This window comes from Pseudomonas sp. 14P_8.1_Bac3, from assembly GCF_025466085.1.
Lineage (GTDB): Bacteria > Pseudomonadota > Gammaproteobacteria > Pseudomonadales > Pseudomonadaceae > Aquipseudomonas.
Map to the genome: position 1 here is coordinate 45,286 of NZ_JANLOD010000068.1, position 15,991 is coordinate 61,276.

At 61.5% G+C, this 15,991-nt stretch carries 14 protein-coding genes and 1 pseudogene; 7 read left to right on the top strand and 8 right to left on the bottom strand.

Annotation, left to right across the window (positions count from 1 at the left end; translation table 11 throughout):
- Window positions 1-3 precede the first annotated feature (3 nt).
- On the bottom strand, window positions 4-1,401 hold the full coding sequence (locus NTD84_RS22795) for a COG3014 family protein (protein ID WP_262170264.1): 1,398 nt from the start codon (window positions 1,399-1,401) through the stop codon (window positions 4-6).
- A gap of 311 nt (window positions 1,402-1,712) precedes the next feature.
- Between NTD84_RS22795 and NTD84_RS22800 the strand changes: the two genes are divergently transcribed.
- Both NTD84_RS22800 and NTD84_RS22805 read left to right on the top strand, forming a co-directional pair.
- Window positions 1,713-3,611, top strand: coding sequence for an FTR1 family protein (locus tag NTD84_RS22800; RefSeq protein WP_262170266.1), 1,899 nt, complete (start codon window positions 1,713-1,715; stop codon window positions 3,609-3,611).
- 107 nt (window positions 3,612-3,718) lie between these two features.
- Window positions 3,719-4,174, top strand: a complete 456-nt coding sequence (locus tag NTD84_RS22805; RefSeq protein ID WP_262170268.1) for a YaiI/YqxD family protein — start codon at window positions 3,719-3,721, stop codon at window positions 4,172-4,174.
- A gap of 33 nt (window positions 4,175-4,207) precedes the next feature.
- Here the strand turns inward: NTD84_RS22805 and elbB are convergent, their stop codons facing one another.
- Complete coding sequence (elbB, locus tag NTD84_RS22810; protein WP_262170271.1) at window positions 4,208-4,876, bottom strand: isoprenoid biosynthesis glyoxalase ElbB; 669 nt, start codon at window positions 4,874-4,876, stop codon at window positions 4,208-4,210.
- A gap of 116 nt (window positions 4,877-4,992) precedes the next feature.
- Here elbB and NTD84_RS22815 point away from each other — a divergent pair, with 116 nt between their 5' ends.
- A complete protein-coding gene (locus tag NTD84_RS22815; RefSeq protein WP_262170273.1) occupies window positions 4,993-6,228 on the top strand; it encodes a sterol desaturase family protein in 1,236 nt (411 codons plus the stop codon).
- Here NTD84_RS22815 and NTD84_RS22820 read toward each other — a convergent pair.
- Window positions 6,209-6,841, bottom strand: a complete 633-nt coding sequence (locus NTD84_RS22820) for a DedA family protein (RefSeq protein WP_262170276.1) — start codon at window positions 6,839-6,841, stop codon at window positions 6,209-6,211. The two genes, NTD84_RS22815 and NTD84_RS22820, sit on opposite strands and share 20 nt — an antisense overlap.
- Window positions 6,842-7,049: 208 nt before the next feature.
- Between NTD84_RS22820 and hemB the strand changes: the two genes are divergently transcribed.
- Together hemB and ppk1 are read left to right on the top strand one after the other, a co-directional pair.
- The gene (gene hemB / locus NTD84_RS22825) at window positions 7,050-8,063 is read left to right on the top strand and encodes a porphobilinogen synthase (RefSeq protein WP_262170279.1); all 1,014 of its coding nucleotides are present in this window, start codon (window positions 7,050-7,052) and stop codon (window positions 8,061-8,063) included.
- Between the two features lie 18 nt (window positions 8,064-8,081).
- Window positions 8,082-10,304: a polyphosphate kinase 1 gene (ppk1, locus tag NTD84_RS22830; protein ID WP_262170282.1), complete on the top strand. Its 2,223-nt coding sequence runs from the start codon at window positions 8,082-8,084 to the stop codon at window positions 10,302-10,304.
- A 165-nt stretch (window positions 10,305-10,469) separates the two neighbouring features.
- Here ppk1 and ppx read toward each other — a convergent pair whose 3' ends face one another.
- The 5 genes from ppx to NTD84_RS22855 form a co-directional block, all read right to left on the bottom strand.
- Window positions 10,470-11,972, bottom strand: coding sequence for an exopolyphosphatase (gene ppx / locus NTD84_RS22835; protein WP_262170285.1), 1,503 nt, complete (start codon window positions 11,970-11,972; stop codon window positions 10,470-10,472).
- Window positions 11,973-12,137: 165 nt separating this feature from the next.
- Window positions 12,138-12,875 carry an amino acid ABC transporter ATP-binding protein gene (locus tag NTD84_RS22840; RefSeq protein ID WP_262170288.1) on the bottom strand — a complete coding sequence of 246 codons (738 nt, stop codon included), beginning with the start codon at window positions 12,873-12,875 and terminating at the stop codon, window positions 12,138-12,140.
- Window positions 12,862-13,512, bottom strand: a complete 651-nt coding sequence (locus NTD84_RS22845) for an amino acid ABC transporter permease (protein WP_262170290.1) — start codon at window positions 13,510-13,512, stop codon at window positions 12,862-12,864. The genes NTD84_RS22840 and NTD84_RS22845 overlap by 14 nt, the downstream gene beginning before the upstream one ends.
- On the bottom strand, window positions 13,509-14,177 hold the full coding sequence (locus NTD84_RS22850) for an amino acid ABC transporter permease (protein ID WP_262170293.1): 669 nt from the start codon (window positions 14,175-14,177) through the stop codon (window positions 13,509-13,511). The genes NTD84_RS22845 and NTD84_RS22850 overlap by 4 nt, the downstream gene beginning before the upstream one ends.
- Window positions 14,178-14,198: 21 nt before the next feature.
- A complete protein-coding gene (locus NTD84_RS22855; RefSeq protein WP_262170296.1) occupies window positions 14,199-14,984 on the bottom strand; it encodes a transporter substrate-binding domain-containing protein in 786 nt (261 codons plus the stop codon).
- A gap of 159 nt (window positions 14,985-15,143) precedes the next feature.
- Between NTD84_RS22855 and NTD84_RS22860 the strand changes: the two are divergent.
- Together NTD84_RS22860 and trxA are read left to right on the top strand one after the other, a co-directional pair.
- A pseudogene (locus NTD84_RS22860) lies at window positions 15,144-15,437 on the top strand (FadR/GntR family transcriptional regulator); the annotation flags it as partial.
- Window positions 15,438-15,557: 120 nt separating this feature from the next.
- Window positions 15,558-15,887, top strand: coding sequence for a thioredoxin TrxA (gene trxA / locus NTD84_RS22865; RefSeq protein ID WP_003177349.1), 330 nt, complete (start codon window positions 15,558-15,560; stop codon window positions 15,885-15,887).
- Window positions 15,888-15,991 lie beyond the last annotated feature (104 nt).

Sequence of the window (15,991 nt, forward strand, 5' to 3'; positions counted from 1 at the left end):
TTCTTAAGGTTGTTTAAGGCTGGCCACGGCCGTCGGGCTGGCGCTCGAGATCACGTGAGCCGCGAGGCCGCTGGCGAACACCTGGCTGCCCACGGCACGCAGGCTGATGACCTGATAGCGCTGATCCACGGTGATCTTGACCACTGAACCGCCGACCGCACTCGGCAAGGTCAGCTGGTGCTCGCCTTTCTTCATCCGCAGACGCACCACCTGGGTGTTGTCCGGCAGGGTGCGCCACGTACGGGTATCGGCACCCTCGAGCACGGCTGAAGTGATGCCAACCGCCAGGCCCGCCAGCGGGTTGGTTTCATTGATTTGCTTCTGCGCCACGCCACGGGTCACTGCGCGAACGGTGGTGCGCAGAATGATCCCCGGCATGTCGTCACGCAGCGCGCGGCGCGACATGGCGGTGATGCTGTTGAGTGGCGTCAGGCTGAGCTGCTGACCGTCCACCCCGATCTGGGCGAACGTGGCGGTGGAGGCGTCAGGCTTGATGATCGGGAACGACAGCGGGGTGATCACCACGTTGCCGCTGATCGGCAGGGGCAGCGGCACGCGGACCGAGTCCCGCGCCGGCGCCAGGCCGCTTTGCACGACGATCAGGATGTCGCTGTCCTCATCCTTGCCGGTTTTCTTGTCGAGGTCCTTGAGCGCCTGCTCCAGCAGCGGGGTATTCGGGCGCAGTTCGGCGGCTTTGCGATAACCCGGTGCGGCCAGGTCCTTTTCACCCAGGGCTTCATAGACGAAGCCGGCCAGGTAGTGACTGAACGCACTCTGGTAGCTGTTTTTCAGGCCGACCACTTCCGGCGCATCCAGGCTGGCGACCGGATAACCCTGCAGGTCTTTGAATTCGGTCTTGATGCCTTGTTTCTCGGCTTCCTCCTCGCTCTTGAGGTATTCCTTATCGCGCAGATCGGCGATCACCGCTTCACGTTCGTGAGTTTTCTTGATTGCGGTGCGGGCGCCGTCGAAGTCGTTGACGGCGAGCAGGTTCAGGGCCATCTGCGTGGTCAGCATGACTTTTTCGTAGTCGTAGCCTTCGTAACGACGAACCTTGTCGTTCACCAGGAAGCTGCCGAACTGCGCGAGGTATTTGCCGGTGTCCAGCTTGACCGCGTCTTCCCACTGACCCACCACCACGTCGGCGCTGCTCCAGGCGTTCTGGCTGCCAGACAAATCGCCCTTGGCGCGCAGCAGTTCACCTTTCTCGAAGTAATAGAGCAGGTCTTTGTCTTCGCCCGAGTTGTTCTTTTCCAGCAGGGTCAGCGCGGCGTCGATGTTGCCGGAAGCCAGGTGCTGATTGGTTTGCGCGAGTTCCGAATCGTAATTGCGAAAGGCCGAACAGCCGGACAACAACGTGACAGCGCTGAGCGTGAGCAACGTAAGGGCGCGGGAGGCCATGGTTTACTTCTTCCCTGAATAATCAGCCGTGCTTGCCGGTCGGGCTGTTGAGACCTATCGGCACAGACTGGCGTCCTGCCAATTCCTCGTGGGCTGAGGAGCTTGAATGCCCTCTCGATCATCAAGGGCGCGGCATTATAAACAGGATGATGGCTATGCAATGGCTTTTTAGTCACCTTTTTTTCAGACTGTGCCATCACCCAAACCAAGCGAAAATCAAGACGGCGTGCTCCGTTTGCACAACAAAGCTTGAGCGAAACTCATTCGAAGTGAACAATGTGTTACTTCGTATTTCCAATTGAGATTCATTCATGACTGCCCCGTCTCGTTTCCTGGCCTGGCTGGTGTTGCCCCTGTTCGTCCTGTGCAGTTCCAATCTGCTGGCCGACACCGTGGAAGGCGCGCCGCAAGCCTTGCATTTGCTCGATTACATCGGCGCGGATTACCCCGAGTCAGTCGAGGCCGGGAAGGTTATCAATGAATCCGAATACCGCGAACAGCTGGAATTTACCAAGGTGTTGCAGGGCCTGATCGCCGCGATGCCGCACAAGCCGGAAAAGCCGGGGCTGGAGCAGGGCGTCAGCACGTTGCACAGCGCCATTGCTGCGCGCCAGGACGGCGTGGACGTCGCCCGCCAGGCGCGCCAGCTCGGTGCGCAGCTGGCGGTGGCCTATGAAGTGAGTCAGGCCCCGATCATTACGCCGGACCCGACCCGCGGTGCGCCGCTGTACGTCCAGCATTGTTCGGTGTGCCATGGTGATGCGGGTGCCGGCGATGGCCCGGCCGGTGTCGGCCTGACCCCACCGCCGGCCAATCTGCGCGATGCCGCACGGCTGGATCGACTGAGCCTCTATGCGATCTACAACACCTTGGGAATGGGCGTTGAAGGCACCGACATGCCGGCGTTCGCCGATCAACTGGACGACCGCCAGCGTTGGGACCTGGCGACGTACATCGCCAGTTTCAGCGCCGATCCGGCCGCCGCGAAATCCGAGAAAGCCTACAACCTCGCCGACCTGGCTCGCCGGACGCCGGCCGAAGTACTGGCTGCCGAAGGCGCGCAAGCCGCAGCGACCTTCCGCGCCCAGCGCGCGCAACCGCCGCAGGTCAAGCGTGGCCCGGCGCAGTTGCTCGACTACACCGCAGCGACCCTGGACAAGAGCATCGCGGCGTACCGCGCCGGCGATCACGATCAGGCGTATGACCTGTCGGTGGCCGCGTACCTGGAAGGTTTCGAGCTGGTCGAAAGCTCCCTGGATAACGTCGACGCCACCGTGCGCAAAGACACGGAAAAATCCCTGATGGCCTACCGTCAGTCGCTGCAGGACGGTTTGCCGGTGGCCGAGGTCCAGCAGCGTCTGGACGCGGCCAAGGCCAGGTTGAAGCAATCCGCCGGTCTGCTCGGCAGCGATGGGTTGAGCTGGTCCTTGAGCTACCTCTCTGGCTTGCTGATTCTGCTGCGCGAAGGCCTGGAAGCGATTCTGGTGCTGGCGGCGATCCTCGCGTTCCTGCGCAACACCGGCCAGCAATCGGCGGCGCGCAGCGTCAACATCGGTTGGGGACTGGCGCTGTTGGCCGGTCTGGCGACCTGGGCACTGGCGGCGTATGTGATCGATGTCAGCGGCTCGCAGCGTGAATTGCTGGAGGGCGCGACGGCGCTGTTTGCCGCGGTCATGGTGCTCTGGCTCGGCGTGTGGATGCACGACCGGCGCCATGCGGCGGCCTGGACGGATTACATCAAGAGCAGCCTGGTGGGCGGCGGCGGGCGTTTCGGCTTTGCGACGCTGGCGTTCTTCTCGGTGTATCGCGAGCTGTTCGAAGTGATCCTGTTCTACGAGACCCTGTGGTTGCAGGCCGGGCCGGCGGGGCACAACGCGGTGCTCGCCGGTGGTGCGACGGCGCTGGTGCTGTTGGTGGGCCTGGCGTGGGTGATCCTGCGCGGCTCGGCGAAGCTGCCGCTGGCGTTGTTTTTCAGTATCAACGCCGCGTTGCTGTGTGCGCTGTCGGTGGTGTTTGCCGGGCATGGTGTGAAGGCATTGCAGGAAGCCGGGATCTTCGGCACGCGGCCGGTGCCGTTCATTGAGTTCGACTGGCTGGGCATCCATGCTGATGCGTATTCGCTGAGTGCGCAGGCGGTGGCGATCCTTGCGATTATCGTGCTGTATGGCCGCAGTTGGGTGGCGGAGAAGCGGCGGGTGCAGGTTTCGTAAAAGCATTCGCTGCGCTCATATTCGCGGGCAAGCCCGCTCCCACATGGACGATGTGTATCCTGTGGGAGCGGGCTTGCCCGCGATGCTTTTTAACGGAGGAACACTCGATGCGTGTGTGGATCGATGCCGACGCCTGCCCGCGGGCGGCCAAGGATCTGGTGGTGAAGTTCGCCCTCAAGCGTCAGTTCGAAGTGGTGCTGGTGGCAGGGCAGCCGCAGATCAAACCGGCGTTGACGCTGGTGAAGCTGATTGTGGTGCCGAGCGGTCCGGATGCGGCTGACGATTACCTGGTGGAGCACGCGGTGCCCGGTGAGCTGGTGATCTGCAGCGACGTGCCACTGGCCGATCGGCTGGTGAAGAAAGGCGTGTCGGCGCTGGACCCGCGAGGCAAGGAGTTCGACGCGCAGAACATGGGTGATCGGCTGGCGGTGCGCAACCTGTTCACTGACCTGCGTGAACAGGGGCAGATGAGCGGCGGGCCGGCGCCGTTTGGCGAGCGCGAGAAGCAGGCGTTTGCGAATGCGCTGGATCGAATCCTGACCCGGCTGACCCGTAAACTGTAGGAGCGAGCATGCTCGCTCCTGCAGTAATCGGTGTCAGGCGTCGTTTTCGTGGGTGAGTTCGAGGACCCGATCCACCAGTTTGTTGATGCCCGACGCCGCCTCGCTGATTGATTGCGCCAGCATGTACGCCGGGGTGGTCACCAGTTTGCGCGCCTTGTCCTCAACGATCTCGCTCACCGCACAATCGGTGTGAGTCGCGCCCATCTTGTTCATCGCCGCCGCGGTATCGGTGTCGTTACCGATGGTGCAAGTCACGCCCGGCCCGTAGATTTTCGCGGCCAGGGCCGGTGAAATGCAGATCAGCCCGACCGGTTTGCCCGCCTCGGCGAACGCTTCGGCCAACGCCAGGACTTCCGGCTGAATCGTGCAGCCAGCGCCTTCGATGGCAAAGTTCGACAGGTTCTTCGCCGCCCCGAAGCCACCGGGCACTATCAGCGCGTCGAAGTCTTCGACGTCGGCTTCACGAATGTCCTTGACGTTGCCCCGGGCGATCCGCGCCGATTCCACCAGCACGTTGCGCGACTCGGGCATCTCTTCGCCGGTCAGGTGGTTGATCACATGTAACTGCGCAATATTCGGTGCGAAACACTGCACTTGAGCGCCGCGCTGGTCCAGGCGCAGCAGGGTGATCACACTTTCCTGGATTTCGGCACCGTCGTACACGCCACAGCCGGAAAGGATCACTGCAATTTTTTTGCTCATGGGCTTTTTCTCCAGATTCATGGCGTTAAATGTCCACTAATTTGTCACTCGTTGCCATAGGGTTAATTCGCGGCTACACCTAGCATCTGTCCTCAGGATTCCGATCAGGGCGCGTCATGGACTTCATTCTGTATGCGGTGCCGTTCTTCTTTGTGCTGATTGCCGTCGAACTGCTGGCAGACCGTTGGCGCGGGGTCAGCAATTATCGGGTGGCTGACGCGGTCAACAGCATCAGCACCGGCGTGTTGTCGACCACCACCGGCCTGCTGACCAAGGGTGTCGGGCTGTTGACCTACGCGTTCGCCCTCAGGCACCTGGCGCTGTTCGAGCTGTCGGCCGACAAAGTCTGGGTCTGGGTGTTCGCCTTTGTGCTCTATGACTTCTGCTACTACTGGCTGCATCGGATGGGCCACGAGCGCAACATCCTCTGGGCGGCGCACTCGGTTCATCACCAGAGCGAGGATTACAATCTCTCCACGGCGCTGCGCCAGACCAGTACGGGGTTTCTGCTGAGCTGGATCTTCTACCTGCCGATGGCGGTGCTCGGCGTGCCGTTGCTGGTGTTCGTCAGCGTCGCCGCGCTGAACCTGCTGTATCAATTCTGGGTGCATACGCGGCACATTCCCAAGCTTGGCTGGTTCGAGTGGTTCTTCGTCACGCCATCCAATCATCGGGCCCACCATGCGCAGAACGCTCTCTACATGGATCGCAACTACGGCGGGGTGTTCATTATTTGGGACCGTCTGTTTGGCTCGTTTCAGGAAGAGGACGACGACGAACCGGTGATTTTCGGCGTGACCACGCCGCTGGCGAGCTGGAACCCGTTGTGGGCGAACGTGCAGTTTTATGCGCAGCTCTGGGATGACGCGCGACGGGCTGAAAGTACCTGGGACAAGCTGCGGATCTGGTTCATGCGCACCGGTTGGCGGCCGGCGGATGTGGCGGCGAAGTACCCGATGCACAAGCCGGACCTGAGCCAGTTTCGCAAGTTCGAGGTGCCGCTGGACGGGCGTCAGCAGATTTACGTCTTGTTGCAATTCTGCGTCTACATCGCCTTGGGCAGTTACCTGATGAACTTCGAATCGCGCTTGCCGACCGCCGCGCTGGTGCTCGGCTGGGGTGCGGTGGCGCTGGGGTTGTTCACGTTGGGCGTGGCCCTGGAGAATCGCCCGTGGGCGTGGAAGCTGGAGCTGCTGCGGCTGGCGTCGAACGTGCCGCTGGTGTGGCTGGCGCCGATCGTCGGGCTGTGGCCGGCCAGCGCGGTGGGCTGGGTCGGCCTGCTGAGTTACAGCCTGCTCAGCGGAATCGGGCTCTACTGTTGCAGAAACCGCTTCACTCGATGGGCGTCTTAGACGCGTCAGCCTTGGCCTGTTCGGCTTTCAGGGCCTGCTCGTCGGCGTAGACCTGCTTGGCCAGGCGCGCATTCTTGAAGCGCCGACGCAGCCACAGCACGACGCCAAGCACCAGCAGCGCGCCGAGCACCCACAGCTCGTACTTCTTGACGCTGCCCAGCATGCCTTCGAGAACCGCGCCGAAGTGATAGGCGGCAGCCGCCAGCGCGGTCGCCCAGATCGCCGCACCAATCCCGTTGAGCAGCAAGTAACGTCCTGGCGGATAGCCTGACAGGCCGATCGCTACCGGCATCACCGTGCGCAAACCGTAGACAAAGCGGAAACTCAGGACCCAGATGTCCGGGTGCCTGCGGATGTGCTCCAGCGCCCGATCGCCCATCATCTGCCAGCGCGGCTTGCGCGCCAGCAACTTGCGCCCGTGCTTGCGTCCCAGGAAGTACCACAGCTGGTCGCCGGCATAACTGCCGCAGAACGCCACGACCACCACCAGGTTGATGTCCATGTATCCACGGAACGCGAGGAAGCCTGCGAGCACCAGGATGGTTTCGCCTTCGAAGAATGTGCCGAGAAAAAGGGCAAAGTAGCCGAAGTCATGCAGAAATTGTTGGAGCATTGTCTGGGTGCTGGCGAAATGAACGCGCAGCCTAACCCTTCGTACACATTCATGAAAGTGTCCAAATGTGTCTCGACGTGAACATTTCCTACAAGGACAATGGAATGCGGCTACCTGTCACAGGGGTGCACACAACTGTAATACGTTGGTCATAATGGCCGCTTATAACTGTCACGCTCGCCTGCCAGCGCGGGCTCAGGAGTCTGTCGTGAGCTTTACCCCCGCCAATCGTCTGTTTCCAGCCACCCGCCTGCGTCGCAATCGACGTGACGATTTCTCGCGCCGACTGGTTTGTGAAAATGTCCTTACCGTCGATGACCTGATCCTGCCGGTGTTTGTGCTGGACGGTGAAAACCGCCGTGAAGCGGTCGCTTCGATGCCAGGCGTTGAGCGCCTGACCATCGACCTGCTGCTGGAAGAGGCGGCCAAGTGGGTCGAGCTGGGGATTCCGGCCGTGGCGCTGTTCCCGGTCACGCCGCCCGAACTCAAGTCTCTCGACGCGGCGCAAGCCTGGAGCCCCGAAGGCATTGCCCAGCGCGCCACCCGCGCGCTGCGTGCGCAGTTCCCCGAGCTGGGTGTGATCACCGACGTCGCATTGGATCCGTTCACCACCCACGGCCAGGACGGCATTCTCGACGAAGAAGGCTACGTGCAGAACGACATCACCGTCGATGCACTGGTCAAGCAGGCCCTGTCCCACGCCGCCGCCGGGGCGCAGGTCGTGGCCCCGTCGGACATGATGGACGGTCGCATCCAGGCGATTCGCGAAGCCCTCGAACTGGCCGGTCACGTCAACGTGCGGATCATGGCCTATTCGGCGAAGTACGCCAGCGCCTATTACGGTCCGTTCCGCGATGCGGTGGGGTCGGCGCTGAACCTGGGCAAGGCCAGCAAGGCCTCCTATCAGATGGACCCGGCCAACAGCAACGAAGCCCTGCACGAAGTGGCGGCGGACTTGTCAGAAGGGGCGGACATGGTCATGGTCAAGCCGGGCATGCCGTATCTCGACATCCTTTACCGGGTCAAAGAAGAATTCAAAGTGCCGACTTTTGTTTATCAGGTCAGCGGTGAATACGCCATGCACATGGCGGCGATCCAGAATGGCTGGTTGAGCGAAGGGGTTATCCTCGAATCCCTGACCGCTTTTAAACGCGCAGGCGCAGACGGCATCCTGACGTACTTTGCCGTTCGTGCTGCTCAATTGTTACGAGAGCAACAATAGCCCTCCCAGGAACATTCCATGAATACCGAAGGACTCACTGAAGTTGCCGTAAAAGAGGCTCAACCTGTGGTGGAACCGATCGCCGAGACACCGCCGGAGCTGGAGCCTGCTCCACCCGCGGTGGCGCTCGAAACCGCACCGGCGCCGCCCGCGATCGTGGTTCCAGGTCTGGATGACAGCAGCCTGTACATCCATCGCGAGCTTTCGCAACTGCAGTTCAACATCCGCGTGCTGGAGCAGGCGCTGGACGAGTCGTATCCCTTGCTGGAGCGGCTGAAGTTCCTGCTGATCTTCTCGAGCAACCTGGACGAGTTCTTCGAAATCCGGGTGGCCGGTCTCAAGAAGCAGATCACCTTTGCCCGTGAACAGGCCGGCGCCGATGGTCTGCAACCGCATCAGGCCCTCGCCCGGATCAGCGAGCTGGTGCACGGTTACGTCGATCGCCAGTACGCAATCCTCAACGACATTCTGTTGCCGGAACTGGAGAAACATCAGGTCCGCTTCATCCGCCGTCGCTACTGGACCACCAAGCTCAAAGCCTGGGTCCGCCGTTATTTCCGTGACGAAATCGCGCCGATCATCACCCCGATCGGCCTCGATCCGACGCACCCGTTCCCATTGCTGGTGAACAAGAGCCTGAACTTCATCGTCGAACTTGAAGGCATCGATGCCTTCGGTCGCGATTCCGGTCTGGCGATCATCCCGGCGCCGCGTCTGTTGCCACGCGTGATCAAGGTCCCGGAAGAAGTCGGCGGCCCTGGCGACAACTATGTGTTCCTGTCGTCGATGATCCACGCGCACGCCGATGACTTGTTCCAGGGCATGAAGGTCAAGGGCTGCTACCAGTTCCGCCTGACCCGCAACGCCGACCTCGCCGTCGACACCGAAGACGTGGAAGACCTGGCTCGCGCCCTGCGCGGCGAGTTGTTCTCCCGCCGCTACGGCGACGCGGTGCGTCTGGAAGTGGCCGACACCTGCCCGAAACACCTGTCCGACTACCTGCTCAAGCAGTTCAACCTGCACGAGACCGAGTTGTACCAGGTCAACGGCCCGGTCAACCTGACGCGCCTGTTCAGCATCACCGGCCTCGACAGCCAGCGCGAGCTGCAATACCTGCCGTTCACGCCGCAGATCCCGAAATTGCTGCAAAACAGCGAGAATATTTTCAGCGTGATCAGCAAGCAGGACATCCTGCTGCTGCACCCGTTCGAGTCGTTCACCCCGGTCGTCGACCTGTTGCGCCAGGCTGCCAAGGACCCGCATGTGTTGGCGGTTCGGCAGACCCTGTACCGCTCCGGCGCCAACTCGGAAATCGTCGATGCGCTGGTGGATGCCGCGCGCAACGGCAAGGAAGTCACCGCGGTGATCGAGTTGCGGGCGCGGTTCGACGAAGAGTCCAACCTGCAACTGGCCAGCCGTCTGCAAGCGGCCGGCGCGGTGGTGATCTACGGCGTCGTCGGGTTCAAGACCCACGCCAAGATGATGCTGATTCTGCGTCGCGAAGCCGGCGAGATCGTGCGTTACGCGCATTTGGGTACGGGTAACTACCACGCGGCCAACGCCCGCCTGTACACCGACTACAGCCTGCTGACCTCCGACGACGCCCTGTGCGAAGACGTTGGCAAACTGTTCAGTCAGCTGATCGGCATGGGTAAAACCCTGCGCATGAAGAAGCTGCTGCATGCGCCATTCACGTTGAAGAAGGGCATGCTCGACATGATTGCCCGGGAGACCCAGTTCGCCCTCGACGGCAAACCGGCGCACATCATCGCCAAGTTCAACTCGCTGACCGATCCGAAGATCATCCGCGCGCTGTACAAGGCCAGCCAGTCCGGCGTGCGCATCGATCTGGTGGTGCGCGGCATGTGCTGCCTGCGTCCGGGCATCGCTGGGGTCTCGCACAACATCCATGTGCGCTCGATCATCGGTCGCTTCCTTGAGCACACGCGGGTGTTCTACTTCCTCAACGGCGGCGAGGAGCAGATGTTCCTGTCCAGCGCCGACTGGATGGAGCGCAACCTCGACAAACGCGTCGAGACTTGCTTCCCGGTGGAAGGCAAGAAGCTGATCATGCGGGTCAAGAAAGAGCTGGAGCTGTACCTGACCGACAACACCCACAGCTGGAGCCTGCAGGCGGACGGTCGCTACATCCGCAACACACCGACCGGCAACCAGAACCCGCGCAGTGCGCAGGCAACGTTGCTTGAGCGGTTGGGTAGCCCGATCCTGGCGGTTCGCTAAAGAGCGAAACCTGTGGGAGCGGGCTTGCTCGCGAAAGCGGAGTGTCAGCCAAAATTGTGTTGCCTGGCACACTGCTTTCACGAGCAAGCCCGCTCCCACATCGGTTGCACCGCTTGGTAAATCATGGACACAAAAAAAGGCCTTCCGAAGAAGGCCTTTTTTATTTCAGCGGACGTTGAGGGTAAAGCCCACCCGCGTCAGCCATTCCGCTTCCAGCGCGAAATCCGCCTGGGTCAGCTGGTTTTCGTCCAGCCAGTTCTCCGGGAACAGCACATCCAGGCTGTCGCCCTTGGCGTGCAGCACGACCTGGGGCATTTCCTGGGTGCCGCGGATGTGATGGAACAGGATCGCAAAGCGCAACAGCACGCACAGGCGAATCAGCTTGATGCCTTCGTCGCCGAATTCGGCGAACTTGTCCCGAGGAATGTTACGGCGGTGGCCACGCACCAGCAGGGCGAGCATTTGCTGGTCTTCGCGGGAGAAACCGGCGAGGTCCGAGTGCTCGATCAGGTAGGCGCCGTGCTTATGGTAGTGGTAGTGAGCGATGTCCAGGCCCACTTCATGGACCTTGGCGGCCCAGCCAAGCAGTTCGCGCCAGACGCCGTCGTCCAGGTCCCAATCCGCGGACACCTGGTCGAACGCGTGCAGCGCCTTGCGCTCGACCCGTGCCGCCTGATCCACATCGACGTGATAGCGCTCCATCAGCGAGCTGAGGGTGCGCTCGCGGACGTCTTCGTGATGATGACGGCCCAGCAGGTCATAGAGCACGCCCTCACGCAGGGCGCCTTCACAATGGTCCATGCGTTGCAGTTCTAGGGCGTCGAAGATCGCTTCGAGGATCGCCAGGCCCGCCGGGAAGATCGCTCGACGGTCAGGCTTGATGCCATCGAAGTCGATCTTTTCGGCATCGCCGAGCTTGAAAATCTTGCGCTTGAGCCAGGACAGGCCTTCGGCATTGACCTCGCCGGTGCCATGACCGCCCGCTTTCAACGCCAGGCCGATGGCGCGAATGGTGCCCGAGGAGCCGATGGCTTCATCCCAGGTCAGGCGATGCAAGGCGTGCTCGATGCTCATGATCTCCAGTCGCGCTGCGGTGTACGCCTGGGCGTAGCGGGCCGGGGTGATCTTGCCGTCCTTGAAATAGCGCTGGGTGAAGCTGACGCAGCCCATCTGCAGGCTTTCACGCAGCAACGGTTCGAAGCGCTGGCCAATGATGAATTCGGTACTGCCGCCGCCGATGTCGGCCACCAGGCGCTTGCCCGGGGTGTCGGCGAGGGTGTGGGACACGCCGAGGTAGATCAGGCGCGCTTCTTCACGACCGGAGATGACTTCCACCGGGTGGCCGAGGATTTCTTCGGCGCGACGGATGAATTCGATGCGATTACGCGCTTCCCGCAAGGCGTTGGTGCCGACGATCCGCACGGCGCCGAGCGGCATACCGTTGATCAGTTGGGCAAAGCGCTTCAGGCAGTCGAGCCCGCGTTGCATGGACTCTTCGCTGAGATGGCGCTCGTCGTCGATGCCGGCAGCCAGCTGAACCTTCTCCCCGAGACGTTCGAGAATACGGATTTCGCCATTCTGGGCCTTGGCCACGACCATGTGAAAGCTGTTGGAGCCCAGGTCGATTGCGGCGATCAGGGACAGATTCTTGGCTTGGGATTGCGGCATGGTCAGGGGGTCTCGGTCGATAACCTCGACATCGTGCCACGATCAAACGCTGACGCCAACGCGCAGTGTTCAAAGCGTTGATCCAGCACAGTTCCAGACACTGACCGCTGCGCGGTCAATCGCTAGCCTGCTAGCGATGAGGGCATTAAAAACGCCAAGGTTCTTTCAGGCTGTCGCTTCAACAGTGCCAATGAAATTCGCCAGCTCCGCCGTCTGCGGCTGGGCAAACAACACCTTCGGATCCCCCACCTCATGCACCTTGCCTTGATGCATGAACACCAACTTGTCCCCGACCTCCCGGGCAAAGCGCATTTCATGGGTGACCATGATCAGCGTCATCCCGTCCTTCGCCAGTTGCCGGACCACACTCAGCACTTCATTGACCAGTTCCGGGTCCAGTGCCGAGGTGATCTCGTCACACAGCAGCACCTTGGGTGACATCGCCAGTGCCCGGGCAATCGCCACCCGCTGTTGTTGGCCGCCGGACAGGCGATCCGGGAACGCATCGAATTTTTCCCCTAAGCCGACCCGTTCCAGCATCTGCCGAGCCAGTTCCGCCGCGCGTGCTTTCGGTACTTTCTGCACCACCTGCGGCGCGAGCATGACGTTCTCGCCCACGGTCAGGTGTGGAAACAGGTTGAACTGCTGGAACACCATCCCGACTTTCTGCCGCAGGCTGCGCAGGTCGGCGCGGGCGGCGTCGAGGTATTCGCCGTCGACTTCGATCACGCCATCGTTGATTGACTCCAGACCATTCAACGTCCGCAGCAAGGTGGATTTGCCCGAGCCGCTGCGGCCGATGATCGCCACCACCTGGCCTTCCTCGACGCTCAGGTCGATGCCTTTGAGCACGTGGTGGTCGCCGTAATATTTATGCAGGGCGGAAATTCTAAGCAGAGGCATGCAGTCTCCTTTCCAGGTAGCGCGCACTGAGGGACAAGGGGTAGCAGAGCAGGAAGTAGCCGAGGGCGACGAGGCCATAGACCATGAACGGTTCGAAGGTGGCGTTGGCGAGCATGCCGCCGGTCTTGGTCAGCTCGGTGAACCCGATGATCGACGTGACAGCGGTGCCTTTGACCACTTGCACCGAGAAGCCCACGGTCGGCGCGACGGCGATGCGCAGCGCTTGCGGCAGGATCACGTAGCGCAGTTGCTCCAGCGGATTCAGCGCCAGGCTCGACGAGGCTTCCCATTGACCGTTGGGGATCGATTCGACGCAACCGCGCCAGATCTCCGCCAGGTAAGCGCTGGTGAACAGCGTCAAGGCAACCGCCGCCGCCATCCACGGCGAAATCTCCACGCCGGCCAGTGCCACGCCGAAAAACACCAGAAACAGCTGCATCAACAGCGGCGTGCCCTGGAACAGTTCGATGTAAGTTCGGGCAAAGCTGCGCGGCAGGGCTTTCTTCGAAATGCGCATGACCATGATCAGCAAGCCGATCAGCCCCCCGCCGACAAAGGCCACCAGCGACAGCGCCAGGGTCCATTGCAGGCCCGTGAGCAAGTTGCGCACGATGTCCCAGAAAGTGAAATCGCTCATTGGACGTTCCTTGCGATGAAGCGGCGGCCGATCCAGTTCAATAACTGACGGATCAGCAACGCCATGCACAGATAAATCAGGGTGGTCAGGGCGTAGGTTTCAAAAGCGCGGAAGTTGCGCGACTGAATGAAGTTGGCGGCGAAGCTCAACTCTTCGGTGGCAATCTGCGAGCAGACCGCCGAGCCGAGCATGACGATGATGATCTGGCTGCTCAGCGCCGGCCAGACCTTGCCCAGCGCCGGCAGCAGGATCACGTAGCGAAAGGCTTCGAAGCGGGTCATCGCCAAGGCTGCCGCCGCTTCCAGTTGCCCGCGCGGAATCGCCTGGATGCCGGCCCGGATGATCTCGGTGGAATAGGCGCCGAGGTTGATCACCATCGCCAGCACCGCCGCCTGCCATTCGGAGATCTGCAGGCCCAGCGAAGGCAATCCGAAAAAGATGAAAAACAGCTGCACCAGAAACGGCGTGTTGCGGATCAACTCGACGTAGACACCGAAGATCGCCGAGAACGGGCGGATGTTCCACGCCCGCACCAGCGCGCCGACGATGCCCAGGCCGACGCCGAGTACCGCGCCGATAGCCGTCAGTTCCAGGGTGAACAGCGCGCCGCGCAGCAGCAGGTCGGTGTTTTGCACCACCGGCAGGAAGTCGAACTGATAGGCCATATCAAATTCCCCGAGCGCCGATCAGAGATCGGCCGGCAGTGGCTCTTTCAGCCAGGTCCGGGAGTTCTTTTCCAGCGCGCCATCGGTCTTGGCGGTGGCGAGGATCTGATTGACCTTGTCCAGCAGGGCCGGCTCGTTCTTGTTCACGCCGACGTAGACCGGCGAATCCTTGAGCTTCACTTTCAGCGCAGGCACGCGTTTCGGATTTTTCTCGCTGATCGCCACCATCACTACGTTGCCGCTGGCGATCAGGTCGACCTGGCCGGCAAGGTACGCGGCGATGGTCGAGTTGTTGTCTTCGAAGCGCTTGATGGTCACGCCTTCGGGGGCGACTTTGGTCAATTCGATGTCTTCAATGGCGCCGCGGGTGACGCTGATGGTTTTGCCCTTGAGGTCGTCCAGGCCTTTGATATCGGCATCGGGTGGACCGAACACCGCGAGGTAGAACGGCGCGTAGGCGCTGGAGAAGTCGATGACTTTCTCGCGCTCGGGGTTTTTGCCGAGGCTGGAGATCACCAGATCGACCTTGCCGGTGGTCAGGAACGGGATGCGGTTGGTGCTGTTGACCGGCGTCAGTTCAAGCTTGACCTTGAGCTGGTCGGCCAGCAGCTTTGCGGTGTCGATGTCCAGGCCGCGCGGCTTCATGTCCGGGCCCACCGAGCCGAACGGCGGGAAGTCCTGGGGCACGGCGACTTTGAGGATACCGCGTGTGACCACATCCTCCAGGCCGTCGGCGTGGGCGGGTGCCTGGCTCAGCAGCAGGCTGGCGAACAGGGAGGCGAGGAGGGCGCGGTAACGCAGGGTCATGGCAAATCTCCGGATCGGCGAGAAAGGAATTCTGCGGATCGACAGAGCACGGGCCATGCCAACATCGGCTTTAGCGGGTTCAGACCACGGTTTTGCGGACGTGGAACGGTCTTACTGGTCTGAACAGTTGGGCGGCGTTTCGCACCTCGATAGCGCATCGACTTCGAGGCGGCTGCGCGCCTGGACTTCGAATTCCACCGCCGGATCCTGCTGGCCAGCGGCAATCAGGCGATGTTGAGCATCCTGACGGCCAGAGCCGAGATCTTTCTGGAGAGCCAGAAGCTACCGTTCATCCGGGCGGAGCGGGCCATGGAAACCTGGCAGGAGCACCGCAAGATCCTCCGCGCGCTGGCCCGGCGCTCGTCTGGCGCAGCGCAGAAAGCCATGCATGAACATGTGCGCAACGCCGCCCTGCGCACCGGGATTGCCTTCGTCGCTCCCGCCACGTCCTGACTTGAGCTATACCCAAACTCATGCAGCACCATAGCGAGACTCAATCATCTGCACCTTCCTGAACGAAGGAAGGGCGGCTATGATGGGCCACGTTTTTTTGCTTACAACCTGGAGACTTCCATGAGCAGCGATCTTATCAAACACGTTAGCGACGCTAGCTTCGAGGCCGACGTACTCAAGGCCGAAGGCGCTGTACTGGTCGACTACTGGGCTGAATGGTGCGGCCCTTGCAAAATGATCGCTCCGGTTCTGGACGAGATTGCCGAGACGTACAAAGGCAAGCTGACCATTGCCAAGCTGAACATCGACGAAAACCAGGAAACCCCGGCCAAGCATGGCGTGCGTGGTATCCCGACCCTGATGCTGTTCAAGAACGGCAACGTTGAAGCGACCAAGGTCGGCGCCCTGTCGAAGTCGCAACTGGCTGCTTTCCTCGACGCCAACATCTAAGTGTCGTCGTAAAGTGTCCGAAAAAAGGCCCCGCACATTGCGGGGCTTTTTCGTTATAGAGGGCTAGACGCTCCGAAACTCAGGTGGTACATTCGGCCCCGCAC